Origin of the sequence: Stutzerimonas xanthomarina DSM 18231 (assembly GCF_900129835.1) — a bacterium.
In the GTDB taxonomy this organism is placed as follows: Bacteria; Pseudomonadota; Gammaproteobacteria; order Pseudomonadales; family Pseudomonadaceae; genus Stutzerimonas; species Stutzerimonas xanthomarina.
On sequence record NZ_FQXA01000002.1, the window covers coordinates 569,761 to 593,849 of the forward strand.

Annotated in this window: 24 protein-coding genes; 15 read left to right on the forward strand and 9 right to left on the reverse strand. The window is 58.9% G+C overall.

The features are described 5' to 3' along the window. Positions 1-79: 79 nt before the first annotated feature. A complete protein-coding gene (locus BUE09_RS06940; protein ID WP_073299954.1) occupies positions 80-1,666 on the forward strand; it encodes an ABC-F family ATPase in 1,587 nt (528 codons plus the stop codon). A 72-nt stretch (positions 1,667-1,738) separates the two neighbouring features. Here BUE09_RS06940 and BUE09_RS06945 read toward each other — a convergent pair whose 3' ends face one another. The 3 genes from BUE09_RS06945 to BUE09_RS06955 form a co-directional block, all read right to left on the reverse strand. Then, positions 1,739-2,446, reverse strand: a complete 708-nt coding sequence (locus tag BUE09_RS06945; RefSeq protein WP_073299955.1) for a DUF1294 domain-containing protein — start codon at positions 2,444-2,446, stop codon at positions 1,739-1,741. Positions 2,447-2,514: 68 nt separating this feature from the next. Further along, the gene (locus BUE09_RS06950; RefSeq protein WP_073299956.1) at positions 2,515-3,489 is read right to left on the reverse strand and encodes an alpha/beta fold hydrolase; all 975 of its coding nucleotides are present in this window, start codon (positions 3,487-3,489) and stop codon (positions 2,515-2,517) included. A 33-nt stretch (positions 3,490-3,522) separates the two neighbouring features. Continuing rightward, on the reverse strand, positions 3,523-4,353 hold the full coding sequence (locus tag BUE09_RS06955; protein ID WP_073299957.1) for an undecaprenyl-diphosphate phosphatase: 831 nt from the start codon (positions 4,351-4,353) through the stop codon (positions 3,523-3,525). 277 nt (positions 4,354-4,630) lie between these two features. Between BUE09_RS06955 and BUE09_RS06960 the strand changes: the two genes are divergently transcribed. The 6 genes from BUE09_RS06960 to BUE09_RS06980 all read left to right on the forward strand — a co-directional run bounded on the left by BUE09_RS06960 (position 4,631) and on the right by BUE09_RS06980 (position 9,211). Continuing rightward, positions 4,631-6,265 (forward strand): methyl-accepting chemotaxis protein, encoded by a 1,635-nt coding sequence (locus BUE09_RS06960; RefSeq protein ID WP_073299958.1) that lies wholly within the window; start codon positions 4,631-4,633, stop codon positions 6,263-6,265. 371 nt (positions 6,266-6,636) lie between these two features. Beyond that, positions 6,637-6,906, forward strand: coding sequence for a hypothetical protein (locus tag BUE09_RS06965; RefSeq protein WP_073299959.1), 270 nt, complete (start codon positions 6,637-6,639; stop codon positions 6,904-6,906). 152 nt (positions 6,907-7,058) lie between these two features. After that, the gene (locus tag BUE09_RS06970; RefSeq protein ID WP_073299960.1) at positions 7,059-7,340 is read left to right on the forward strand and encodes a hypothetical protein; all 282 of its coding nucleotides are present in this window, start codon (positions 7,059-7,061) and stop codon (positions 7,338-7,340) included. A gap of 25 nt (positions 7,341-7,365) precedes the next feature. Next, entirely contained in the window at positions 7,366-7,653 is a 288-nt protein-coding gene (locus tag BUE09_RS06975; RefSeq protein WP_073299961.1) for a hypothetical protein, read from the forward strand. A gap of 154 nt (positions 7,654-7,807) precedes the next feature. Further along, entirely contained in the window at positions 7,808-7,972 is a 165-nt protein-coding gene (locus tag BUE09_RS20340; RefSeq protein WP_019339186.1) for a hypothetical protein, read from the forward strand. A gap of 111 nt (positions 7,973-8,083) precedes the next feature. After that, a complete protein-coding gene (locus BUE09_RS06980; RefSeq protein ID WP_073299962.1) occupies positions 8,084-9,211 on the forward strand; it encodes a DNA topoisomerase IB in 1,128 nt (375 codons plus the stop codon). Here BUE09_RS06980 and BUE09_RS06985 read toward each other — a convergent pair. The 3 genes from BUE09_RS06985 to nfuA form a co-directional block, all read right to left on the reverse strand. Beyond that, the gene (locus BUE09_RS06985) at positions 9,195-10,148 is read right to left on the reverse strand and encodes a sensor domain-containing diguanylate cyclase (protein WP_073299963.1); all 954 of its coding nucleotides are present in this window, start codon (positions 10,146-10,148) and stop codon (positions 9,195-9,197) included. The two genes, BUE09_RS06980 and BUE09_RS06985, sit on opposite strands and share 17 nt — an antisense overlap. A 2-nt stretch (positions 10,149-10,150) precedes the next feature. Beyond that, on the reverse strand, positions 10,151-11,134 hold the full coding sequence (locus tag BUE09_RS06990; RefSeq protein WP_073299964.1) for a response regulator: 984 nt from the start codon (positions 11,132-11,134) through the stop codon (positions 10,151-10,153). Positions 11,135-11,275: 141 nt separating this feature from the next. Further along, the gene (nfuA, locus tag BUE09_RS06995) at positions 11,276-11,860 is read right to left on the reverse strand and encodes a Fe-S biogenesis protein NfuA (RefSeq protein WP_073299965.1); all 585 of its coding nucleotides are present in this window, start codon (positions 11,858-11,860) and stop codon (positions 11,276-11,278) included. A gap of 312 nt (positions 11,861-12,172) precedes the next feature. Here nfuA and metH point away from each other — a divergent pair, with 312 nt between their 5' ends. After that, positions 12,173-15,865, forward strand: coding sequence for a methionine synthase (gene metH / locus BUE09_RS07000; protein WP_073299966.1), 3,693 nt, complete (start codon positions 12,173-12,175; stop codon positions 15,863-15,865). An 84-nt stretch (positions 15,866-15,949) separates the two neighbouring features. Next, positions 15,950-16,282, forward strand: coding sequence for a DUF5629 family protein (locus BUE09_RS07005; protein WP_073299967.1), 333 nt, complete (start codon positions 15,950-15,952; stop codon positions 16,280-16,282). Between the two features lie 6 nt (positions 16,283-16,288). Here BUE09_RS07005 and BUE09_RS07010 read toward each other — a convergent pair whose 3' ends face one another. From BUE09_RS07010 to BUE09_RS07020, 3 genes are all read right to left on the reverse strand, one after another. Continuing rightward, positions 16,289-17,200 carry a DMT family transporter gene (locus BUE09_RS07010; protein WP_073299968.1) on the reverse strand — a complete coding sequence of 304 codons (912 nt, stop codon included), beginning with the start codon at positions 17,198-17,200 and terminating at the stop codon, positions 16,289-16,291. Continuing rightward, a complete protein-coding gene (locus tag BUE09_RS07015; protein WP_073299969.1) occupies positions 17,193-17,708 on the reverse strand; it encodes a MarR family winged helix-turn-helix transcriptional regulator in 516 nt (171 codons plus the stop codon). The genes BUE09_RS07010 and BUE09_RS07015 overlap by 8 nt, the downstream gene beginning before the upstream one ends. A 154-nt stretch (positions 17,709-17,862) precedes the next feature. Beyond that, positions 17,863-18,165, reverse strand: a complete 303-nt coding sequence (locus BUE09_RS07020) for a DUF1883 domain-containing protein (protein ID WP_019339196.1) — start codon at positions 18,163-18,165, stop codon at positions 17,863-17,865. 180 nt (positions 18,166-18,345) lie between these two features. On the opposite strand from BUE09_RS07020, the gene BUE09_RS07025 reads away from it, so the two are divergent. From BUE09_RS07025 to BUE09_RS07050, 6 genes are all read left to right on the forward strand, one after another. Further along, positions 18,346-19,107 (forward strand): SDR family NAD(P)-dependent oxidoreductase, encoded by a 762-nt coding sequence (locus BUE09_RS07025; protein WP_073299970.1) that lies wholly within the window; start codon positions 18,346-18,348, stop codon positions 19,105-19,107. Between the two features lie 128 nt (positions 19,108-19,235). Next, on the forward strand, positions 19,236-20,384 hold the full coding sequence (locus BUE09_RS07030) for an MFS transporter (RefSeq protein ID WP_073299971.1): 1,149 nt from the start codon (positions 19,236-19,238) through the stop codon (positions 20,382-20,384). A gap of 78 nt (positions 20,385-20,462) precedes the next feature. After that, positions 20,463-21,521, forward strand: a complete 1,059-nt coding sequence (locus tag BUE09_RS07035) for an RNA methyltransferase (RefSeq protein WP_073299972.1) — start codon at positions 20,463-20,465, stop codon at positions 21,519-21,521. Positions 21,522-21,635: 114 nt separating this feature from the next. Beyond that, a complete protein-coding gene (locus BUE09_RS07040; protein ID WP_073299973.1) occupies positions 21,636-22,979 on the forward strand; it encodes a leucine-rich repeat-containing protein kinase family protein in 1,344 nt (447 codons plus the stop codon). A 39-nt stretch (positions 22,980-23,018) separates the two neighbouring features. Next, positions 23,019-23,453 carry a 3-phosphoshikimate 1-carboxyvinyltransferase gene (locus BUE09_RS07045; protein WP_073299974.1) on the forward strand — a complete coding sequence of 145 codons (435 nt, stop codon included), beginning with the start codon at positions 23,019-23,021 and terminating at the stop codon, positions 23,451-23,453. Positions 23,454-23,798: 345 nt separating this feature from the next. Then, positions 23,799-24,017: a DUF2970 domain-containing protein gene (locus BUE09_RS07050; protein ID WP_073299975.1), complete on the forward strand. Its 219-nt coding sequence runs from the start codon at positions 23,799-23,801 to the stop codon at positions 24,015-24,017. The last annotated feature ends 72 nt before the right edge of the window (positions 24,018-24,089 follow it).

Sequence of the window (24,089 nt, forward strand, 5' to 3'; positions counted from 1 at the left end):
GGGCAAACGAGCAACGACGTTTGCACCAAACATGCACAAGCCGAAAACTAACACTCTGAAACCCGCGAGATAGAGCTTCTTGATTTCTACAGCTAACATCACCATGCAGTTTGGCGCCAAGCCACTGTTTGAAAACGTCTCCGTCAAGTTTGGCAATGGCAATCGCTACGGCCTGATCGGCGCCAACGGGTCTGGCAAGTCGACGTTCATGAAAATCCTCGGCGGCGATCTGGAGCCGTCTGCAGGCCAGGTCATGCTCGAACCCAATGTGCGCCTGGGCAAGTTGCGCCAGGACCAGTTCGCCTATGAAGACTTCAACGTCATCGACACGGTGATCATGGGCCACGAGGAGCTGTGGGAGGTCAAGGCCGAGCGCGAGCGTATCTACTCGCTGCCAGGAATGAGCGAAGAAGACGGCATGGCAGTGGCGGAGCTGGAAACCGAGTTCGCGGAGATGGATGGCTATACCGCCGAGTCTCGCGCTGGTGAGTTGCTGCTGGGCCTGGGCATTCCACTGGAACAACATTTCGGGCCGATGAGCGAAGTCGCGCCTGGCTGGAAATTGCGCGTTCTGCTGGCTCAGGCTCTGTTTTCGGATCCCGAAGTACTGCTGCTCGACGAGCCAACCAACCACCTGGACATTCACACTATCCGCTGGCTGGAAAACGTACTCACGGCGCGCAACAGCACCATGATCATCATCTCCCACGACCGCCACTTCCTGAACAGCGTGTGCACGCACATGGCGGACCTGGATTACTGCGAGTTGCGCCTGTTCCCCGGCAACTATGACGAGTACATGACCGCAGCAACGCAGTCACGCGAACAGCTGCTGTCGGATAATGCAAAGAAGAAGGCGCAGATCGCCGAACTGCAGACCTTCGTCAGTCGCTTCTCGGCCAACGCCTCCAAAGCCAAGCAGGCGACTTCACGGGCCAAGCAGATCGACAAGATCCAGCTGGCCGAGGTCAAGCCATCCAGCCGTGTCAGCCCCTTCATCCGTTTCGAGCAAACCAAGAAGCTGCACCGCCAGGCAGTCACTGTGGAGCACGTCGCGAAGGGCTTCGACGGCAAAACGCTGTTCAAGAACTTCAGCTTTACCGTCGAGGCCGGCGAGCGCGTAGCCATCATCGGCCCCAACGGCATCGGCAAGACTACCCTGCTGCGCACGCTAGTTGGTGAGCTGCAACCCGATGCGGGTTCGGTCAAGTGGACCGAAAGCGCTGAGCTGGGCTACTACGCCCAGGATCACGCCGATGACTTCGAAGACGATGTCACGCTGTTCGACTGGATGAGTCAATGGACGCAAGGTGGCGAACAGGTCGTGCGCGGCACACTCGGTCGCATGTTGTTCTCCAACGACGAAATCCTGAAATCCGTCCGCGTGATATCCGGTGGCGAGCAGGGTCGCATGCTGTTCGGCAAACTGATCCTGAAAAAGCCCAACGTGCTGCTGATGGACGAACCGACCAACCACCTCGACATGGAATCGATCGAGGCGCTCAACCTTGCACTGGAGAACTATCCCGGCACTCTTATCTTCGTCAGCCATGACCGGGAATTTGTCGGGTCGCTAGCGACCCGCATTATCGAGCTGTCGGCTTCGGGCGTGACTGACTTCAGCGGCACTTACGATGACTACCTGCGCAGCCTCGGCGTAATCTAAGGTTTCGCAACACATGAAAGCGCCCCGCTGAGCCGGGGCGTTTTTGTATCTGGTGTCGTTGCCTTTATGTGCTCAGATCTGCGGGAGGAGTTGATACATCCTCTGGAAATACAGATAGTCCAACCACGCGGCCTGATGAACGATAACGATCAGCCAGAACACCAGCTGAAATGACAATTTACGCGTCTTGTGGCGCAATGCCTGCTGAGCGATCAACGCGCCCGGCCAGCCACCCAGCAACTCAACCAGATGCAGGCGGGCCTCAGGTGTACGCCAGCCGCTACGCAGTGCGCTGCGCTTGTCGTGCACGTAGAGCCCAAAGGCCAACACGCTACCCAAGAGATAGGCGTAGAGCGGCCAGTAGCTACCGTGGCCCGCCATACGAAAAAGCCCGAGCGCCGGTAACAGACAGAGCAGGGTCAGCCCAAAGAGCTTTGGTAGCGGCCACCTTATCGCCTCGTTGCGCCGGGGCCTCGCTTTGGGCTTGGGCCGTGATTGGAAGCTTTTATTGTGCGCGGACTGAATCGCTACCGCAGGCGGCTTTCGTCGAATGGCCGGCTCGTCTAGAGATAACCCTGCATCCAGGCGGATATGCGTGGCGCGCAGGCGCCCGTCCTCGTCCCGTTCGCTGATGTAGAGTACCCGGTCGTTTTGCACCGGGCGGCGAGTGCCGCGCATGGCCGAGATATGCGCGAAGATTTCCTCGCTACCCTGTTCCGGCCGAATGAAACCGAATCCCTTCTGATCGTTCCAGCTTTTCAGCTGACCGCGTGATTCCATGGCAATTGAGCCCGCCGAAAAACCGGGGATTCTAGCGGCTTACCTTTGGCGCTACGAGCGGCTAGCCGCTATCGGGCTTGGGCGTAGCGGCGCTCAAGAAAACTCAGAAGCAGCCTGTTGACCTGCTCAGGCTGCTCGCTCTGTATCCAATGGCCACAGTCTTCGACGATGTACTGCTCAAGGTCTGATACCCAGCTGGGCATCTTCTGTAGCGTATGGGCTTCCAGCGTGCCGACCGGGTCCTTGTCGCCCAGCAGGAAAAGCGCGGGCTGCTCGATCTTGCGCTCGGCCAACGGCGCGGTGCGCTGCCAGTTACGCTCGAAATTGCGATACCAGTTCAGTGCGCCGTGAAAGCCGCGTCCCTCGAACGTAGCGAGGTAGACGGCGAACGCGTCAGAATCGCACCAGGCTGGCGGCGCGCCGGGATCTCGCATGCCTTGATAGAGCGAGCTGCCGACCGGTTTGTCCTGTAGAAAGAAATCCTTGGGGACTGCTGCCGAGGTGTTGTGCATCATCATCCGCAATGTCCGCGGGATGTCCTGATCAAGCTCGGCCTCGGCAACACCGGGCTGCTGAAAGTAAAGGATGTAGTTGAACCGATCCGCGAACTGGCTGCGGATGATCTCTATAGCAGGTCTTTTCGGACGACCACCGTAGGGAACGGCCATGGCGGCGATCACTTTGATTCGCTGCGGCTCGAGCAAGGCCAAATGCCAGGCGACCGGTGCGCCCCAGTCGTGCCCCACCACTGCTACCGAGCGCTGGCCAAGCAGATTCATTGCTGCCTGGATGTCTGCGCAGACGGTCATCAGGTCGTAGCTGGAGACATCATCCGGAGCGCTGGTCTGCCCGTAGCCGCGCATTTCAGGGACTAGCACCCGATACCCGGCCTCTGCCAGCATCCGTATCTGGTGGCGCCACGAATACCAACTTTCAGGAAACCCGTGCAGCAACCAGACTACAGGCCCATCCGCGGGACCCGCGCTGTAGATGCTGAGTGTGATGCCGTTGACTGATAGAAGCTGGTGTTCGAACGAGTGCACGTAAGCGCTCCTTGGCTATCTGTTCAAGCGTACTCAGCCAGCCGCGGTACTCCAGTCGATCAGGCTGAACTGCCAGGTTCCAAGGATGATGATGCCGAAGATGATTCGATACCAGGCAAATGCCGCATAGCTATGGTTGCCTATAAATTTCAGCAAGGCTCTGACAGCCAGCATCGCGAAGATGAAGGACGTAACGAAACCGATCGCAAACACCGGCAAGTCGGCCGGCTGAAAAAGATCTCGATACTTGTAACCCGAATACACGGCAGCACCGACCATGGTTGGCATGGCCAGGAAGAACGAAAACTCAGTGGCGGCCTTACGCGATAGCCCAAACAATAGCCCTCCGATAATGGTAGCGCCGGAACGCGATGTGCCCGGGATCAGGGCGAGGCATTGGGCGAAACCGACCTTCAGGGCCTGAGTCCAGTGCATGTCGTCGACCGTTTCGGCCTGCACCGCATGCTGTCGTTTTTCTGCCCAGAGCATTACCACACCGCCGATCACCAGCGCTGTTGCAACCGTAATCGGATTGAACAGGTATTCGTGGATAAGGTTGGCGAACGCAACGCCAAGCACTACCGCAGGAAAGAACGCGACCAGCAGATTCCCGGTGAATTTCTGGGCCTGCTTCTCCTTCGGCAGACCGACCACCACGTCAAATATCTTGCCTCGATATTCCCATACGACAGCCAGGATGGCGCCTAGCTGAATAATGATATTGAAAGCCAATGCTCTTTCGCCGCCGAAGCCGATCAGGTCGGCGACGATGATCTGGTGTCCGGTGCTGGAAATCGGCAGAAATTCCGTAATGCCTTCCACCACCCCGAGAAGCAACGCCTGAAAGGCAAGCCAAAGGTCCATTCGATCCCCCGTTAGCGGCGCAACTCACCGCGACTGAATATGCAACAAAGGTATATGTCAGATAGCCATCTGAGCGCTGTTCTGACTCGCTTGAGACAAGTAAATTCATTGGGCAGACACGGGCACCCTCATCTTTTTCCAACAACTGCCGAAACGCTATTCATGAGTCATAGCCAACAGCCACTGCCGTAGCTGGTTTTGCAAGGAAGACCATGTCGCCGCGCTCCACTGCCTATTTGAATAAGAACACAACGCATCAACAGGAGCTTACAACCCCATGAATCTGCTAAGAAACTTCCCAATCAGTAAGCGCCTCTGGCTGATTCCCCTGGTAGCAGTTGCCATGCTATTTGTGCTTGGCCTGTTGATGATTCAGCAGGTTCGTATCGACCTGTACAAAGGCAAGCAGATCATGACCCAGAACATCGTCGAGACGGCGCGCGGAGTGCTGACCTACTATCAGCAGCTCGAAGCCAGCGGAAGCATGACGACCGCTGAGGCGCAGAAAGCCGCAATGGACCAGGTTCGTTTGATTCGCTATGGCCAGAACGATTATTTCTGGATCAACGACATGCAGCCGGTCATGGTTATGCATCCTATGAAGCCGGAGCTTGAAGGTCAGGACCTTTCCAAGGTCAAAGATCCGAACGGCAAAGCGCTGTTCAATGAAATGGTCAAGGTTGCTCAACTCAAAGGTGCCGGCCTGGTTGACTATCAATGGGCGAAGCCCGGCGAAAAAGACCCCGTGCCGAAGATTTCCTATGTCGAGCTATTCAAACCCTGGGGCTGGATCATCGGTTCAGGCATCTACGTCGACGATGTCGAGGCGGAATTTCAGAATTATCTGGTACGTTTTTCGCTCATCGGTTTGGCCATAGCTGCACTGATGGCTGCCCTGGTCGCGATCCTCATCCGCAGCATTACCCATCCGCTGCGTCACTCCATGCAGGCCATGGCCAACATCGCCAGCGGCGAAGCTGACCTGACGCGTAACCTCGACGTGTCGGGCAACGACGAGCTGACCACGCTTAGCCGCGACTTCAACACATTCACCCAAAAACTACGCACAGTGATCGGGCAACTGTTCGAGACCTCTGGCGCTCTGGAAACCTCATCTAGCGCGCTCGGTGCGCTGGCCGGACAGGCGCACAAGCAAAGTCAGCAGCAGTCACAGCAGATGGAGCTGGTTGCCACCGCCGTCAACGAGGTGACCTACGCGGTGCAGGAAGTGGCAAAGAACGCCGAGCATGCTTCGAACGAAGTCGGCGATGCGGAGCAACAGGCCGGCTTGGGCCAACGGAATATTGAAGCCAGCTTGCAGCAGATCGATCAACTCTCAACCACCATCAACGAAGCTGTGGGGGTCATCCAGTCGTTAGCGGACGAGACCACGAAGATCGGATCGGTGCTCGAGGTTATCGGATCCATCGCCGATCAAACCAACCTCCTCGCACTAAACGCCGCGATCGAGGCAGCCCGCGCAGGTGAGCAAGGTCGAGGCTTCGCAGTGGTGGCCGACGAGGTTCGCCTGCTTGCGCAACGCACCCAGACCTCAACGGCCGAGATTCATACAATGATCGAGCGCCTGCAGAAAAACTCAGGTGCAGCCGTCACGGTGATCATGGAAAGCAGCCGAGCTTCCCAGGCCACGGTGGAGCAAGCGAGTCAGGCCGGGGCAAGCCTTGGCCAAATTGCCCAGGCGCTGCGCAACCTGTCGGGATTAAACGCGTCGATAGCCAGTGCCACATTGCAACAAACGCACGTGGTTGAAGACATTAACCAAAACGTCACCCAGGCAGCTGGATTGGCGCAGCAAAGTACCCAGGCAGCGGAACAGTCCAGCGCGGCGGGAGAGCGGCTCGGCGAGCTAGCCGAACAATTGAATCGTCTGCTCAAGCAATTCAAAGTCTAGCCAAGCTCTGCAGGCAAACGTTGGACATAACGGCCAGGCCCAAATCGGGTCTGGCCGTTTTTCTTTTCCGCACCGGCTGCGGCTTTTCGCCACAGTTCAACGGGCACAACGTGGTGAGTTCTGGCAGCGATTGCACCGTACTCATTCCGAAAATTCTGCAAAAACAGATAGTTAACTTGAGGTTAAGCCGAGCATCGAAGCTGTACCTAATGCTAGACCTTTGGCTAATTGCAAAAAAACCTACAAAACAAGAAACAACCCTGTGACTTAACAGTCCTCTGTGTACATCAATGGATATGTAAGGCCAACGCCGGCAGCCTGGCGGCAGGCTCAAATCCGATTTTTGGTTATCACACAGAGAGACATGCCTGATGAACAGCCCGCTTCGCTTTAACGACGCCCTCCTTATCACTGACCGCGCATTCAAGCCGTTCCAGTGCGTCGCCTGGACGCTGCTCGAAGGCAATGGCGAACTCAGCATAACGGTCCTGGATGGCAGCGAATCGCGCACAGTAGGCCATTGCAAATTGGCGAGCAATGTCTACTCCGACCCGGTCAAGCTCGGTCAGTCCCTGGAACAGGCGCGCGCCGACCTGAGTCGTCAGGGTATGCATCTCGCCCCTTGGCAGATGCCTGAGTAACACACTCCTTCTAGATAAGGCCCGGTTGCGCAAGCGCCGGGCCTTTTTCTTTGTGTTTCGCTTCGCCACCAAGCTGGCTCTGCTAGCAAAACGGACCCATTCGGTTGTTTAACGGTCCCAGCAATAAGCGAATAAACAGAAGGAGCGCTCCCATGAAAGGTGCAGAAGCCTACGTCAACGATCAATGGTACAGCAGCGGATTGGCCGATTTGCCCGAGGGCGCCCAGAGCCACTGCATTACGTTGAAGTTCATCATTGCTCGAGACACGCAGTCCACCGGGCTGATCACGCATGTCTGCGAAGTGGCGCAGCGGCGACTGAGCGATTTCTACAAAGGCCGTCAGGTGACTCATAGACCCGTTCAGGGCTCAGTTATCGGAGACGGCAGCGGCGATGGAATCAACCTTGTTTTCGAGGTCGCAGCTGAGAAATAAACAATCTTCACGGCGGAGCATGATGATGACTGCACAACGCCTTTCAATAGATGAAGCCAGGCACATCAGCGAGATGGCTTTCTTGCCTTTGCACGCAACTACTCAGGCTGATCGCGACGACAGCAGCTTCTCGCTACGCGTTCTCAACACAGCGGGTACCGAAGCCCTGTCGGTTGCGCACATTGCTCGATCCCAGTATGCAGACCCTAAGCACCTTGCTGGCTTGCTGGAGAACGCCCGGCTCCAGCTGAGCAATGATGGCGTGCAGTTAAGTGCATGGTCCCTGCCCGCGCAGCCAGGCATTACCGGCTGACCTCCAGTTCGTACACGCGACAATAGGTGACTGAGCCGGACTAAAAAAACATGCAGCCCGAACCCCTCTCGTTTGCACCGGTCTCTTATTGAGACAGGCACTGTGGCTGTGTCAGCACAATTCGTCCTGTTCCATCAAACCCAGGAGCGATTACATGATCGGTGACTATTCCTCGATAAATGACCATCTGGACACTGCGCGACGGCATGCTGATCACGCCGAAAAAAAGGCGGACCCAGCCATCTACCGCGAAGCTATTGACGAGCTGGTAGCCGCAATAAGGCTGTTGATGCGTAATAGCAAGGAAAGCGATGACTGAATCCGCGTCCGCGCCTCCCGCGAGACGCTACAGTCACTCGAGACCGGCCTGGCTGTACGTCGATGCAGCCAGGCCTCGCTGGGTTGCGCTGTGGTTCGGTGAGAAGCGCGTATGTTGATCGATCAGGGCTGTGAGACGGTTGTGCGGTTAGCGGAGGGTAGTCGCCCGCTACCGGCGGATGAGCAGCCGGATACCGGCACCGCCCTGTGCCCCGAGCTTCCAGCCGATCTTCACTATGTGGACGATCACGAGCCGGGGATCAGTCGCCGAAAAATTGGAGGCAAATTCGCCTATTTCCTGCCGTCTGGCGAGCGTATTCGCGACACACAGGAAATAGCGCGGATCAACAGACTAGCCATTCCGCCCGCTTATACAAAGGTCTGGATCTGTCCGGATCCGCAAGGCCATATGCAGGCAACGGGACGAGATGCCCGCGGCCGCAAGCAATATCGCTACCACCCTCGCTGGCGGGAAATCTGCGACAACAACAAGTACGAACGTGTTCTGGCGTTCGGCACGGCCCTGCCGCGTATGCGCGAGCGCTTACAGCAGCGACTGGTCCTGCGCGGCATGCCAAGGGAAAAAGTCATGGCGCTGCTGGTGCAGTTGCTCGAATCGACACTGATTCGTGTTGGTAACTCGCGCTATGCAAAGGAAAACCGTTCCTACGGGCTGACCACACTACGAACCCGGCATGTCGATGTCCGGGGCGCCTCGATCCGCTTTCAGTTCCGCGGCAAAAGCGGTGTAGAGCACCGCGTGACGCTCAGGAACCAGCGGCTAGCACGCATCGTCCGCCGCTGTATGGAGCTGCCCGGCCAGCATCTGTTTCAATATCTGGATGAAAAAGGTGTGCGTCACCCAGTGAGCTCCAGCGACGTCAATGAGTTCATCCAGGAGATGACCGGGGGCGACTTCACCGCCAAGGACTATCGAACCTGGGCAGGCAGCGCCCTGGCGCTGGACTATCTGCGCAAACTTGAATGGCAGCCGGAGACCGTGGCGCGACGCAACCTGGCCGAAGTGGTCGCGCAGGTGTCTCGCCAGCTCGGCAATACACCCGCCGTGTGCCGACAGTGCTACGTCCATCCCGACGTACTTGACGCCTTCGCCGCTGGCGAGCTGGCGAAACTGGGCAAGGCAAGAAAGCGAAAGTGGATGAGCAGCGAGGAAGCTACCTTACTGAAGTTCCTGAGCGCCCGCACTGCATCTCCGCATCTTCCTAGCGGTACAGGGTGACCTGATTTCGGCCAGCAGCTTTCGATGAGTACAGGGCGTTGTCGGCGCGCTCGATCAGTTGCGCATAGCCGCTGGTGGGCTCGCTAAGGTCCGCAATCCCCAAACTGACGGTGAAGCGAATGCTGTGTCCGTCGTAGACGACCTCATGTGCTTCGATGGATTGCCGCAACCGTTCGGCAAAAGTCAAAGCACCCTCGCTATCAGTGTCCGGCAGCAGCACCACGAACTCTTCGCCGCCGTAACGTCCGGCAATATCTGCGTCGCGCATGCTCTGCCGAACGAGTTCGGCAGTCTGCTGGATCACGGCATCACCGGCCTGATGGCCGTAGCTGTCGTTGATCTTCTTGAAGTGGTCAATGTCGAACATCACCAGCGCTGCGTTGCGCTCATAGCGACGATGCCGTGCATAGTCCTGACGCAGCATCTCCTCCCAATGCCCCCGATTGAACAAGCCAGTCAGTCGGTCGGTGCTGGAAAGACGCTGCAGTTCCTGATTCGCCGCCTGCAACTGACGACGGTTGGTCGCCACATCGGTGACGTCATAGATGATCAGGCAGACTTGCTCGATACTGCCGTTGAGGGCCTTCAATGGCATCAACGTGGTGTTCTGGTACATGAAATCTTCCAGCCCGGTTATCGGCTGGTAGTTCTTGAACTGCAACAGGTAGGGCCGCTGCTCCCAGATGGTGAACGACGGCGTCCCGAGCGTTGCGACATTTTCCACCTTGCGCCGAAACCAGTGCTCATCGACTTCGGGAAACAGCTCGAAGAAGGATTTCTTGCGCGCTTCTTCCGGCAGCCGTCCGGAGCGGTTTTCCATGAAGGTGTTCCATACATCGATGCGGTACTCGCGATCGAGCACCACCACACCCACGTCGATGCTCTGGACGATTGCCAGCAGCCAGTGAAGTTCGCTTAGATTGATTGAGTCGGACATGCTCAGTTCATCAGGTGGGCAAGTTTGCGAGACAGCAGCTCAACCGAGTCTTCAGTGAACAGCAAGAGCAGGTCGAAATGAACATCATGACCTTCCAGGCTGTAGCTGATTTCCACCGCCAGAGTGTTTTTCCAGCGTTTTCGGTTCACACGAATAAGCTCGTCGATCGAGGCATGCTGGCCCAGCACCTGTGGATGCCCCTGGGAAAAAACCACGTCGATCTGGTCTGCAATGCCGCTCAGGCATGCGCTGATCAGCAGGCTGGATAGGTCCAGCAGCATTTCCAATTCGAGGTAATCATCGGCGCGCATCAGACGCGCCATATCGGCAATCTCCGAATCATGGAAAATCAGCAGTGCCTCGCCGGCAATGCCGCCGCCGATATAACCCTGGCACACCGCCGACAGTTTGTCGCCTTGAGCCGCATCTGCCAGGGCCATGTGCAGCTCGCCGACTTCGAGAATATTCACATTCGGGATGGGCAGCTGCACAAATACGCCGAGCACTTTGGCAAGCAATGCTGCCGCGCGCCCCATCGCAACGTTGACCACCTCGCGAAAGGCGTCACGAAACGCGACCGGCCCTGCGTTTCGTTCTCCGAACACTGGCAGTTGGCTGCCGACCACCCCGAGGCCCGCCAGGGTCTGTTGCAAATGCGCGGGATCGGCAGGCTTGCGAATGAACGCCAGCGCTCCCAGCCCCAGCACCCGGCGCACTGCCTCTTCCTGGACGTCCGCCGAAATCACGATGACCTTGCACGCCAGCTGCTCATCGCGAAGGACAGCCAGAAGCTCGTAGCCGTCCATGTCTGGCATGGTCAGATCGAGCAGCAAGAGGTCGATGCCGCCTTCGCGAATTCTTTCAAGCGCCTCGCAACCGCTGGCAGCCTGAGAAATCTCCAGTGGCCATTCAGCCGGTAGCGCGCGCAGCAATTGCTTGCGCGCCAGGCTGGAATCATCGCAAATCAAAAGGGAAACGGCAGACATGCAGCGCTCGCTCACTTGGCCAGGCCTCTGGAACCTGGACAGCTTATCTCAGCTAACGAGCGCCGTGGGGAGGATGCGGGAAGATAGTGGCGTTATGCCACTTAACTGACCGAAACAACCATCGTTTAGGCTATTACCTCCTCAATAGTAGGCGTTGTCCCGATTGGTGTGATCGGTCACGTCGCGCACGCCCTTCAACTCTGGGATCCGTGCCAGCAAGGTTTTTTCAATCCCCTCCTTGAGGGTCACATCAGCCTGACCACAGCCTTGGCAACCACCACCGAACTGCAGCACTGCCACCCCTTCGTCCACGACATCGATCAATGTCACCTGCCCGCCGTGGCTGGCAAGGCCAGGATTGATTTCAGTCTGCAGGTAATAATTGATGCGCTCATTGAGGGGACTGTCATCGTTGACCATCGGCACCTTGGCGTTCGGCGCCTTGATTGTGAGCTGCCCGCCCATACGATCGGTGGCATAGTCAACCAGTGCGTCTTCCAAAAAGGGTTCGCTGATACCGTCGATCCAGGCAGTGAAGCTCTTGAGGGCAATCGCGACGTCGTCCGGCTTTTCCTCGCCCGGTTTGCAATAGGCGATGCAGGTTTCCGCGTACGGTGTACCTGGCTGAGTGATAAAGACCCGAATACCAATCCCGTTAGTGTTCTGCTTTTCAAGCAGATCGGCCAGGTAGTCGTGTGCAGCTTCGGTAATGGTAATGGCGCTCATGGGAACTCCTCTCATACATGTTTGGCAGTGTACGCCAACCACCGGCCCGGATAAAGTCCTAGCATTTTAGTCGGAAATAGAGAAATTGAAGAACCCCGCTGATACGCCGTGCGGGCTCAGCCCCGCTGCCGTTTTTTCTGTCCAGTCGCCGCTAATCAGCGGGCACACCGCCTGGGATTAAATGAATCGCTGCCTTCCACATCTTCCGCCAGCCTTTAACATGAATAAAATTCATGAAAAGTGGGCAGCGATCAAAAAACATGCAGCTTTGCTATCATTCGCTGTTCTCGTAAACAGCTTCAGGTAGTACTCATGCTCGACCGAAACGCGCGCCTCCAGGCACTCCAGCAAGCCCTCCAGCAGCGAATCCTGATTCTCGACGGCGGCATGGGCACCATGATCCAGAGCTATAAGCTGGAAGAGTCCGACTATCGCGGCGAGCGCTTCGCCGATTGGCCGCAGGATCTCAAGGGTAACAACGACCTGTTGATTCTCACTCGTCCGGACGCCATCAGCGCCATCGAAAAAGCCTATTTCGACGCCGGCGCCGACATCGTCGAGACCAACACCTTCAACGCCACACGCGTGTCCCAGGCCGATTACGGCATGGAGGAACTGGTCTACGAACTCAACGTCGAGGGCGCCCGCCTCGCCCGCCAGGCCGCAGATACCAAGACCGCCGAGACACCGGACCGCCCACGCTTCGTCGCTGGCGTACTCGGCCCGACCAGCCGCACCTGCTCGCTGTCACCCGATGTGAATAATCCCGGCTACCGCAACGTGACCTTCGACGAGCTGGTGGAGAATTACAGCGAAGCCACTCGTGGTCTGATAGAAGGCGGCTCGGACCTGATTCTGATCGAGACCATCTTCGACACCCTCAATGCCAAGGCTGCGATCTTCGCAGTACAGGGCGTGTTTGAAGAGATCGGCTTCGAGCTGCCGATCATGATCTCTGGCACCATCACCGATGCCTCCGGCCGTACATTGTCGGGACAGACGACCGAAGCCTTCTGGAACTCAGTACGTCACGCCAAGCCGATTTCCGTTGGCCTGAACTGCGCGCTTGGCGCCAAAGAGCTGCGTCCGTATCTGGAAGAGCTTTCGAATAAGGCCGAAACCCACGTCTCGGCACACCCCAACGCCGGATTGCCGAACGCGTTCGGCGAGTACGATGAAAGCCCGGCGGAAATGGCACGAGTGGTCGAGGAATTCGCCGCCAGTGGCTTCCTTAATATCGTCGGCGGCTGCTGCGGTACGACACCGGCGCATATCGAGGCGATCGCCCAGGCCGTGGCCCAGTACGCACCACGCGTCATTCCTGACATTCCCAAGGCCTGCCGTTTGTCGGGTCTTGAGCCGTTCACCATCGACCGCAGCTCGTTGTTCGTCAACGTTGGCGAGCGCACCAATATCACCGGCTCAGCCAGGTTCGCCCGGCTGATTCGCGAAGACAACTACACCGAGGCGCTGGAAGTCGCCTTGCAGCAGGTCGAAGCCGGCGCCCAGGTCATCGACATCAACATGGACGAAGGCATGCTGGACTCGAAGAAGGCCATGGTGACCTTCCTCAACCTGATCGCCGGCGAGCCGGACATTTCGCGCGTGCCGATCATGATCGACTCGTCCAAATGGGAAGTGATCGAAGCGGGCCTCAAGTGCATCCAGGGCAAGGGCATCGTCAACTCGATCTCCATGAAGGAAGGCGTCGAGGCATTCAAGCATCATGCGCGTCTCTGCAAGCGCTACGGTGCCGCCGTGGTGGTCATGGCCTTCGACGAAGCCGGGCAGGCCGATACCGCCGCGCGCAAGCGTGAGATCTGCAAGCGCTCCTACGACATCCTGGTCAACGAGGTCGGCTTCTCGCCGGAAGACATCATCTTCGACCCGAACATCTTCGCGATCGCTACCGGTATTGAAGAGCACAACAACTACGCGGTGGACTTCATCGAAGCCTGCGCTTACATCCGCGATCACCTCCCCTACGCCTTGACATCGGGCGGCGTGTCCAACGTGTCGTTCTCGTTCCGCGGTAACAATCCGGTGCGTGAGGCGATCCATTCGGTCTTCCTCTATTACGCGATCCAGAACGGCCTGACGATGGGCATCGTCAACGCCGGCCAGCTGGAAATCTACGACGAGATTCCCAAAAAACTGCGCGATGCGGTCGAAGACGTCGTACTGAACCGCACGCCCAACGGCACCGAGGCACTGCTCGCGATCGCCGACGAATACAAGGGCGATGGCAGCGTCAAGGAAGCCGAAACCGAGGAATGGCGCGGTTTCAGCGTCGAAAAACGGCTGGAACATGCGCTGGTCAAGGGCATCACCACCCATATCGTTCAAGACACCGAGGAGTTCCGCCTACAGTGCGCGCGGCCCATCGAGGTCATCGAAGGCCCGCTGATGTCCGGCATGAACGTGGTCGGCGACCTGTTTGGCTCAGGCAAGATGTTTTTGCCACAGGTGGTCAAATCCGCTCGCGTGATGAAGCAGGCGGTGGCGCATTTGATCCCCTTCATCGAAGCGGAGAAAGGCGACAAGCCGGAAGCCAAGGGCAAGATCCTCATGGCCACGGTCAAGGGCGACGTCCACGACATCGGCAAGAACATCGTCGGCGTGGTGCTCGGCTGCAACGGCTATGACGTGGTGGACATGGGCGTCATGGTCCCTGCCGAGAAGATCCTGCAAACCGCGATTGCCGAGAAGTGCGACATCATCGGCCTGTCCGGCCTGATCACGCCCTCGCTGGATGAAATGGTACATGTGGCCCGCGAGATGCAGCGCCAGGACTTCCGGCTGCCGCTGATGATTGGCGGCGCGACGACCTCCAAAGCGCACACCGCGGTGAAGATCGATCAGCACTACAAGAATGACGCGGTGGTCTACGTCACCGACGCCTCGCGCGCTGTCGGGGTCGCCACGACCTTGCTGTCGAAAGAGCTCAAGCCGGCTTTCGCGCAAAAGACCCGTGAAGAGTACGCGATGATCCGCGAGCGCACCGCCAACCGCAGCGCCCGCACCGAGCGCCTCACTTACGAACAAGCCATCGCGGTCAAACCCACGTTCGACTGGAGCGATTACGCACCGGTCAAGCCGACCTTCACCGGCCGCAAGGTGCTGGAAGACATCGACCTGCGAACACTGGTGGATTACGTCGACTGGACGCCGTTCTTTATCGCTTGGGATCTTGCCGGCAAGTACCCACGCATTCTGGAAGACGAGGTTGTCGGCGAAGCCGCCACGTCGTTGTTCAACGATGCGCAAGCGATTCTGAACAAACTGATCGATGAAAAGCTGATCAAGGCCCGTGCGGTGTTTGGCTTCTGGCCGGCGAATCAGGTCGACGAAGACGATATCCAGGTCTATGGCGACAATGGCGAAGCACTTGCGACGCTGCACCACTTGCGCCAGCAAACGGTGAAGACCGATGGCAAACCGAACTTCTCGCTGGCTGATTTCGTCGCACCGAAGGACAGCGGCGTGACCGATTACGTGGGCGGTTTCATCACCACCGCAGGCATCGGTGCCGAGGAGGTGGCCAAGGTCTATCGGGACGCCGGCGACGACTACAACTCGATCATGGTCAAGGCTCTGACGGATCGCCTAGCGGAAGCCTGCGCCGAGTGGCTGCATCAGCAAGTGCGCAAGCAATGGTGGGGTTACGAACCGGCGGAACAGCTGAGCAACGAGGAGCTGATCAAGGAGCAGTACAAAGGCATCCGCCCTGCCCCCGGATATCCGGCGTGCCCCGACCACACGGAAAAAGCCACACTGTTCAAGTTGCTGGACAGCGACGGAGCCAGCCAGGTCACCCTCACCGAGCACTTCGCAATGTTTCCGACTGCAGCTGTCAGCGGTTGGTACTTCGCCCATCCTAAGGCGCAGTACTTTGCGGTAGGCAAGATCGACAAGGACCAGGCCGAGAGCTACAGCAAGCGCAAAGGGCAGGATCTTGCCGTAACCGAGCGCTGGTTGATGCCCAACCTTGGCTACGATAGCTGAACAGAAACGAACATGGCCGCGCCCGCCTGACTGGCGTCGCGGCCATGACCGTCAATCAACGCCAAACTCTATGCGAAGCACGCAATGCCTACCGAAACCCGCTACCTGCTCGATGAACTGGAAACCGCCGACATGCTTGAGGTCGACGGCCTGCATGCCTGGCAATTCACCCTCAACGACGAACTGCTCGATCGCGCAGAGGCCGCCGCGATCGCCAGTGAACCCTTCTCTAGCGATGACATCGTGGTGCGCATCGAGTCGCTCGACGGCCGCGAGCGGCGCCACTGGGCGTTCAGTTACAACAGCGTGATGGAAGCGCAGCTGAACGAAGACGAACAGTACTGGGCTATCGGAGAAGCACCGCAGACACGCCTACGGTGCCTTGGCGCGATCATTGCGAGTGGTGACGACGACTGACCGCCCTCATTGCGTGCTGTCGCCACGCCGTAGCAAGAGCACGATGGCGAGCACGACCATCAAGCTACCCGGTAGCCAATGCCAGCCGATTCGCTGCGGTTGGGCAATAAACAACAACACCATTGACACGAAAGGGACCAGATAGCTATACGCGGTGACGGCGCCAGGAGTCAGCACCGCCGTGGCCCGCTGCTGCAGGAAGAAGGTCATGCCGCTGGAGAACACGCCCAGATAGATCACCAGCGCGATATCACCCAGGTTCATCCGGGCCAGTGCCGTCGGCTGTTCCCAGACCAGCCCGAGCGCGCCGATCAGCATCGCGCCCGTCAGCAGACTCCAGAACGTGCGCAAACCTGCCTGTGGCGCCAGTACGCCACGGTGCAGCCCCCACTTGCTCAACACGGGGTACAACGCCGAGGCGATGCAGCCGAAGAAGAACGCCAGCTCACCAAAGCCGAACTTCAACTGCGCGAGGTCTCCGTTGCTTTCGGCCACGGCCAGCCCCAGCGCACCCAACGCACCCAGCGCCAGAATCGCCAGCAGCCGGCCCGCAGGCTGCTCAACGCCCAAGCCGCGGCCGATGCAATAGGCCAGCAGCGGCACACTGACAAAAAGCGTGGCCATGGACAGCGCGCTGATACGGTGCGCCGCCCAGAACATGGTGCCGAAGAAACCGGCCAGACTCAGACCCATCAACGCATACAGCAGCAGGCCGGGTAGGCTCGGCCAACGATTACCTTGACGCAACAGCAGCGGCAGCAATGCCAAGGCAGCGATGCTGAAACGGATGGCAGTCAGTAGCAACGGCGGCAAGCCTTCGCTCATCAACCCCACCGCGGGAAAGGACAGGCCAACGAACAACGCCCAGAGCAGCATGCCCAGATGCGCACCTGTGGTGCCACGCTTCGCCTCAGTCATCGCCCTGCTCCTCCAATGTCCGCAGTAGTACGCGCAGACCGCTCGCCAAGGCCTGTCTTTGCTCTTTATCGAGCGGCGCCTGCACGCCATCCAGGGTCGCCAGATACTCATCAAGGCAGCCAAGCAATACGGTCTGCCCTTGAACAGTGAGGCGTATCAACAGGCTGCGCCGATCGTCCGGGTTGGGAACGCGCTGAATCAGCCCGGCCGCCTCCAGCCGATCGAGCCGGTTAGTCATGGCACCTGAACTGAGCACGGCGGCGTGTCGCAACGCGTTCGGTGTAAGCCCTTGCGGCTGACCGCTGCGATATAGCGTCGCGAGCAGATCGAACTCGCCGTCATGCAGCCCGTGCTTGCGAAATACATCGGCGATGCGCCTATTAAGGTATTTGGACAGCCGATACACGCGCGTGAAGATCGCCATCGGCGACGCATCGCCTTCAGGGCGAACGTTTTGCCATTGAGCGAGCACGTCATCGACGTGATCGCCACCTTTGGGCTTACGCATAATTATCTCCACGAAAAGAATCTTTACGTGAAGCTAATTATATAGAAAACCAAAGGCAAGCGATTACGACCCAGACGGAGTGACGAGTGACGAGTGACGTTTGATCAACCTGGAACCGAGCGGCAGCCGAAACTGCGCGGCCGGATGGACGGAGTTACTTCAGCTCGGACGGCGAATTACGGACGATCTTGATCGAGTGTGTGAGCGTCGGCTTACGCGTAACACTGATGGCCTTGCGTGTCACCGTATCGATGGTGATGTTCCAGAAGCCGGTGTTGGGCACCTTGATCTTCGCTGGAAACTTGTCGAAGGCGCCGCCGTGATAGGCATGCCGGCCGCCATTCTTGAAGCTGCGGAAATTCTTGTCGTTCATCAAACGGATATTGCAGGGCTGCGAACACTCGATGATCACGAAGTCATCTTCGTTGAGGTGTTCGCGCTGGTGAATGAACTTCATGTACCGCTCCGGACCGCATTGCTGGCAAACACGAACATTAACATGAGCACCGCAGGGTTGGATGCGCCGAGATGAAGCCCGCTGGTAATCCGGCGATGATTCGCGTCGTACCATGGCAGTGACTAGGCTTGCCGATCGACCGCAACGTTTTCCTTTCATCCTGCGACAAGAGGAAAAGACATGTGCAGCACGAGCGAATTCAGCAAGCGAACCGCCATCGTTACGGGAGCCGGCACTGGCCTCGGCGAAGCAATCGCCGAGCGACTGTTTGCCGCCGGTGCGAACGTGGTTCTTGCCAACCGACATTTTGAGCCAGCACGCGACGTGGCGGCACATCTAGACCCTACGGGTGAACGAACCCTGGCGATTGCAGCCGATGTACGCGATCACACCAGCGTGCGCGATATGGTCAAGATGACGCAGGACCGTTTTGGCGGGCTGCACTTCGCCGTGAACAATGCGGGCATTACCGGGCCGCATGAAACATCCGTGTCGGAACCGGATATCGACACCTGGCATGACGTCATAGAAACCGACCTGAGCGGCGTATTCTATGGGCTCAAGTATCAGGTGCCCGCCATTGTCGCCAGCGGCGGCGGCGCGATCGTCAACATGTCTTCCGCCAATGGCGTCGTCGGGATTGCCGGGCTTTGCGCCTATACCGCGGCCAAGCACGGCATCATTGGCCTGACGAAATCGGTCGCCCTCGAAACTGCTACGCAAGGCGTGCGCGTCTGCGCCGTTGCACCTGGCTATGTCGAGACTCCGCGTATTCGCGAGGCTGGCGACGAATTACTGCATACGATGGCAACGGCCCATCCGTTGGGACGGACCGCAACGCGGGCGGAAGTTGCCGATCTTGTCGCGTACCTGCTTTCTGACCGTGCCGCTTTTATCACTGGCAGCGTTCACCTCATCGATGGCGGCTACACCGCACGCTAGTCAGTTCAACACCAGTAGCACCATTAGGCGCGGGCAGGCAGTTTCTGCGCGTAATGTTCACAATGCGCCAGCATACTCTCGCTCCGCGGCTTAGCGCCCCTGCAACTTTCGGTCAAGGACACCCGCAAATGTCGGCGGCGCCCCACTCAATTGATGCCACATCACCCGTAGTGCGCCGCGCAACTCGGGTCGGATTCTTCATGGCCGGATTCGGTCTGTCCGTATGGGCGCCGCTGGTGCCTTATGTGCGCGAACGCATCGAGATGAGCGATGCTCTGTTCGGCACACTGTTGCTGTGCGTCGGTATCGGCTCGTTGAGCTGGATGCCGTTATCCGGATTGCTGGTGACCCGCTGCGGCATTCGTCCAGTGGTGCTGTCTAGCGTGGCGCTATTGCTTTTGGCACTGACCGGAATGGCGCTGACCGAATCGGTCTGGATTCTCGCCTTGGCGTTGTTCTGCTTCGGTGGCAGCCTGGGTGTCATCGATGTGGTGCTGAATATCCAGGGCGTGCTCGTCGAACGCGGCACCGGCAAGCGACACATGTCGAACTTCCACGGCATGTTCAGCCTGGGATCGATCTGTGGCGCGCTGGCCCTCACCGGCGCGTTGACCCTGGGCCTCGCACCGGCAACCGGCACGCTGTTGATGATCACTGCAATCGCTTTGGCCAATCTTGCCGTCGCATCTGGTTTCCTCCGAGACAGGGCACCAGGCGGCGGGATCGCTTTTATCCGCCCTACCGGCATGGTGCTGTGGGTGGGTGCCCTGTGTTTCGTTGTCTACCTGGCCGAAGGTGCAGTGCTGGACTGGAGCGCCCTCTACCTCACCGAGCACAAGGCCCTGGAAACCGCCAAGGGCGGGCTGGGTTATGCAAGCTTCGCCTTGATGGTAACCATCGGCCGCTTCGCCGGAGCGCCTGTGGTAAACAGCCTGGGGACCTCACGGGTAATCGGCTTTGGCGGCCTCTTGGCTGGAATCGGCATCGGCCTGAGCATCCTGACCGAGCACTGGGGACTCGCCCTCCTCGGTTACGGCTTGTGTGGCCTGGGCTGCGCCAACGTCTCACCGGTGTTGATTTCTTCCTTGAGCCGGCAGCACGACATGCCGGTGCATCAAGCCATCACCGCGGCGACTACCATTGGCTTTGCCGGTGTGCTTGCCGGCCCGGCCGTGATTGGCGTGATCGCTCACTATGGTTCGCTGACGCTCGCTTTTAGCCTGCTCGCGATACTGTTGTTCGGACTCGCCCTGGGCAGTCGCCGCTTTAAAGAATGAATGCCGTAGGGGCGGAGCCTGGCATTCTTCACCTCCACTACAGACCGGGCCTCGGCCTTTGGCTAGAATGCGCGCCCTATGCGTATCCAAGACCTTCATCAGCAGCTCACCGAGATCGGCGCCAAGCCCGTCCACATCGGTCGGGTCACGCGCGCCTGGCTCAACGGGCAGGCGCTGGATGTCGGAACTCGCCACCAGAAAACCGAAGACTTTCTGCCTCTGTCAGTGCGCAACGGCCTGCCTGCGGTCAGCGACGCCTTAGATAGCCTGGTACGGCTCCGCTCCGAGCATCCGGGCGCCGATGGCTCCGCCCGCTTGTTGGTGGAGCTGGTGGACGGTCAGATGGTCGAGAGCGTGCTCTTACCTCGCGATGGGCTTTGCGTGTCAAGCCAAGTCGGCTGCGCAGTCGGTTGCGTATTTTGCATGACCGGCAAGAGCGGTTTGCTGCGCCAACTCGGCAGTTCCGAGATCGTCGCCCAGGTCGCACTGGCGCGGCGTTTTCGCCCGGTTAAGAAAGTGGTGTTCATGGGCATGGGCGAGCCCGCGCACAACCTCGACAACGTGCTTGAAGCGATCGACCTGCTCGGCACCGATGGCGGCATCGGCCACAAGAATCTGGTGTTTTCCACTGTTGGCGATGCACGCGTATTCGAACGCCTCCCCTTACAGCGCGTACAGCCAGCCCTGGCATTGTCGCTGCACAGTACCGATGCTGTGCTACGTCGTGCGCTGTTACCGCGAGCCCCGGTGTTCGACCCCGGCGACCTGGTCGAACTCGGCGAGCGCTACGCCCGGCTGGTCGGCTATCCAATCCAGTACCAATGGACGTTGCTGCAGGGCATCAACGACAGTCAGGATGAGATGGACGGCATCATCCGTCTGTTGCGCGGCAGGTTCGCGATCATGAACGTCATCCCTTACAACAGCCTGGACGACGATGAGTTCCAACGCCCTGCAGCCGAGCGGATTCGCCAGATCATGCGTTATCTGCACGAAAACGGGGTGCTGACCAAAGTGCGCAATTCAGCCGGCCAGGATATCGATGGCGGTTGCGGACAACTGCGTGCGCGCGCCGAACGCATCGTGCGCGACCGCCGCCAGCCCCCGCAAACATCCAGGCCAGAGCCGTTGCGCTGAACCAGTCACGCGTGCCGTTGTCCTAGCGCGACCCAGTCGAACCAAGCCCTCGACGGGCCGATACAGGCGGCGGCGATCGCGCAACCATGCCCCGCGGCGGGCAACGAGAACAGCATGCATACAGTGGAACAATTGAAGCGCGGCGAGCTGGCGGGCATCATCCGTCTCGACCTGTCTGAAGAGCTCGACACTTTCCCACGAGAAATCTTCGACCTGGCCGACAGCCTGGAAGTGCTCAACCTGTCCGGCAACAGGCTGAGCAGCCTGCCTGATGACCTGCCGCGCTTGCACAGACTGCGCATCCTGTTCTGCTCCGATAACGCCTTTACCGCAGTGCCCACTGTGCTTGGCCGCTGCACGCAGCTGGAAATGGTAGGTTTCAAAGCCAACCGCATCCGCACATTGCCGGCCGAAGCGCTCCCTCTTCGGCTGCGCTGGCTGATTCTCACCGACAACCAGCTCGAAGCGTTGCCCGGCCAGATCGGCCAGTGCGAACACCTGCAGAAACTGATGCTGGCAGGTAACCGGCTGCGCGGGCTTCCCGAATCGCTTGCCGGCTGCCGGCGCCTGGAGTTGCTGCGAATTGCCGCCAACCAGCTCTCGGCTCTTCCCGCCTGGCTGCTGCATATGCCCCGACTGACCTGGCTGGCATTCGCCGGCAATCCGTTCAGTGACAGGATGGAGGGCGAGATTCTGGCCCAGCATCCGTTGCCGCCCATCGACCGTGCTCAGGTGTCGTTAGACGGAGTGCTTGGGCAGGGCGCATCCGGGATCGTCCATCGTGCCGAATGGCAGCGGCCGGGAAGCAGCGGGCAAGCCATGGCGGCCAAACTGTTCAAAGGCAGCCTGACCAGCGATGGACTGCCACACAGCGAGATGGCAGCCTGTATAGCCGCTGGCGAACACCCCAACCTGATAGCCGTTGCTGGACCACTGGCCGAGCGCACCGATGCGCTACCGGGCTTGTTGATGGCACTCATCGATCCGTCATACCAGGTGCTCGCCGGCCCACCGTCATTGGTGAGCTGCACTCGGGACTGCTACGCACCGGCGCAACGGTTTTCCATAGACCAATTGCTGCGGATCGCGACAGGTGCCGCTTCGGCGGCCAGTCATCTGCATGCGCTAGGCATCCTGCACGGCGACCTCTACGCGCACAACCTGCTGGTCGATTCGCGTGGCCAAACGCTGCTTAGCGACTTCGGTGCGGCCTCGTTCTTCGACCCAGACACCCCTGAGGGCCAAGCGCTGCAGCGCCTCGAAACCCGAGCGTTCGGCTGTTTACTCGAGGAACTACTGGCACGCCGCGACGCCCGCGGCCAAGCGGATTGCCTTGCATCCCTTGAGACCCTGCAGCGTCAATGCATGCAGGAAGACCCGAGCCAACGACCCAGCTTCACCCAATTGGTCGAACGGTTAGAAGAACTGACGGAGCGTTTCGGCCGGGTAGTTGCATAAGCCACCGTCCATCTCGCTTTCCGACGGCAACCTGACGCTATGCTCGCTCACGAACCCACACCCGATGACTCACCTGTACATCAAGCCAGTGCCCTGGATCAGGACCCGTTCGTGGTCGGGCTTAAGCAACGGCTTCCTGCCGAACTGCAGGAGAGTTTCACACCGCAACAGCTGGCTGCGTTACGCAATGCCTTCGCGACCCGCTCGTGGGCCAGGCACAAGCTCGATTGGCGCGGCACCTTCAGCCTATGGAGCAACCAGTACTATTTCGTATTGGTTGGCGGGCGAAACAAACGCAGCCTAAGCCGAGCCCAGCGGAGTGTTTCATTGGCGGCCAAAGCGGGCGCGGTCACCATATTTCTGTTCTTTTCTCTACTGGTTGGCCTGGTTGCGTTGTACTTGCTGAAGTCGGCACTCGGAATCAATCTGCTGCCGAACTACTCGCTGGGCTTGTGGGACTGGTTCAAGGGTTGATAACCGCTGCAAGGCCCGACGGATGTGCGATTGCAGCGGGTCTCAGTCGCCGATCAGAATCAGCTCGCCGTTAGCCGGGTCACGGTACACCTGACCGACGCCTCTCAACCCTTGGCCGCCGTCACCGTCAACGTATAGCCAGCCTCGCCTGTGACTGTGGTCGGGCCACCACGCACTTCTGTTGTCTAACCGTGGAGGGCCAAGGCCTGCCCTTTCGCGCCAGCCTGGGCACGATCAGTAACAATCTGCCTGACGACCTCATTGATGTCCCGACAACTGGATCGTTCTCTGCAGAAGCAGGAATGCTGACTAAACTTTAGAGCAGCCAGCCTTACGGAGACAGTTATGAACGAAGACAGGCAACCCAAATCGCTCACGCTACGACAGATGCTTCAAAGCATGCTGGCCGGCGCTTTAGGCGTGCAAAGCGGGAAAAACCGCGAACGGGACTTCAGCCACGGCAAACCCAGTCACTTCATTCTTCTCGGCGTCGGGTTTACCGTAGCGTTCATCTTGGTGATTCTGGGCGTCGTCAAGCTGGTGCTCTACCTCGGCGGCGTTTAATCCGGTTCGCCGAGGCCGCCTGTTACTGGTGACTCACCCAGAATACCGCTGTCGAGACCGCCAGCAGGATCA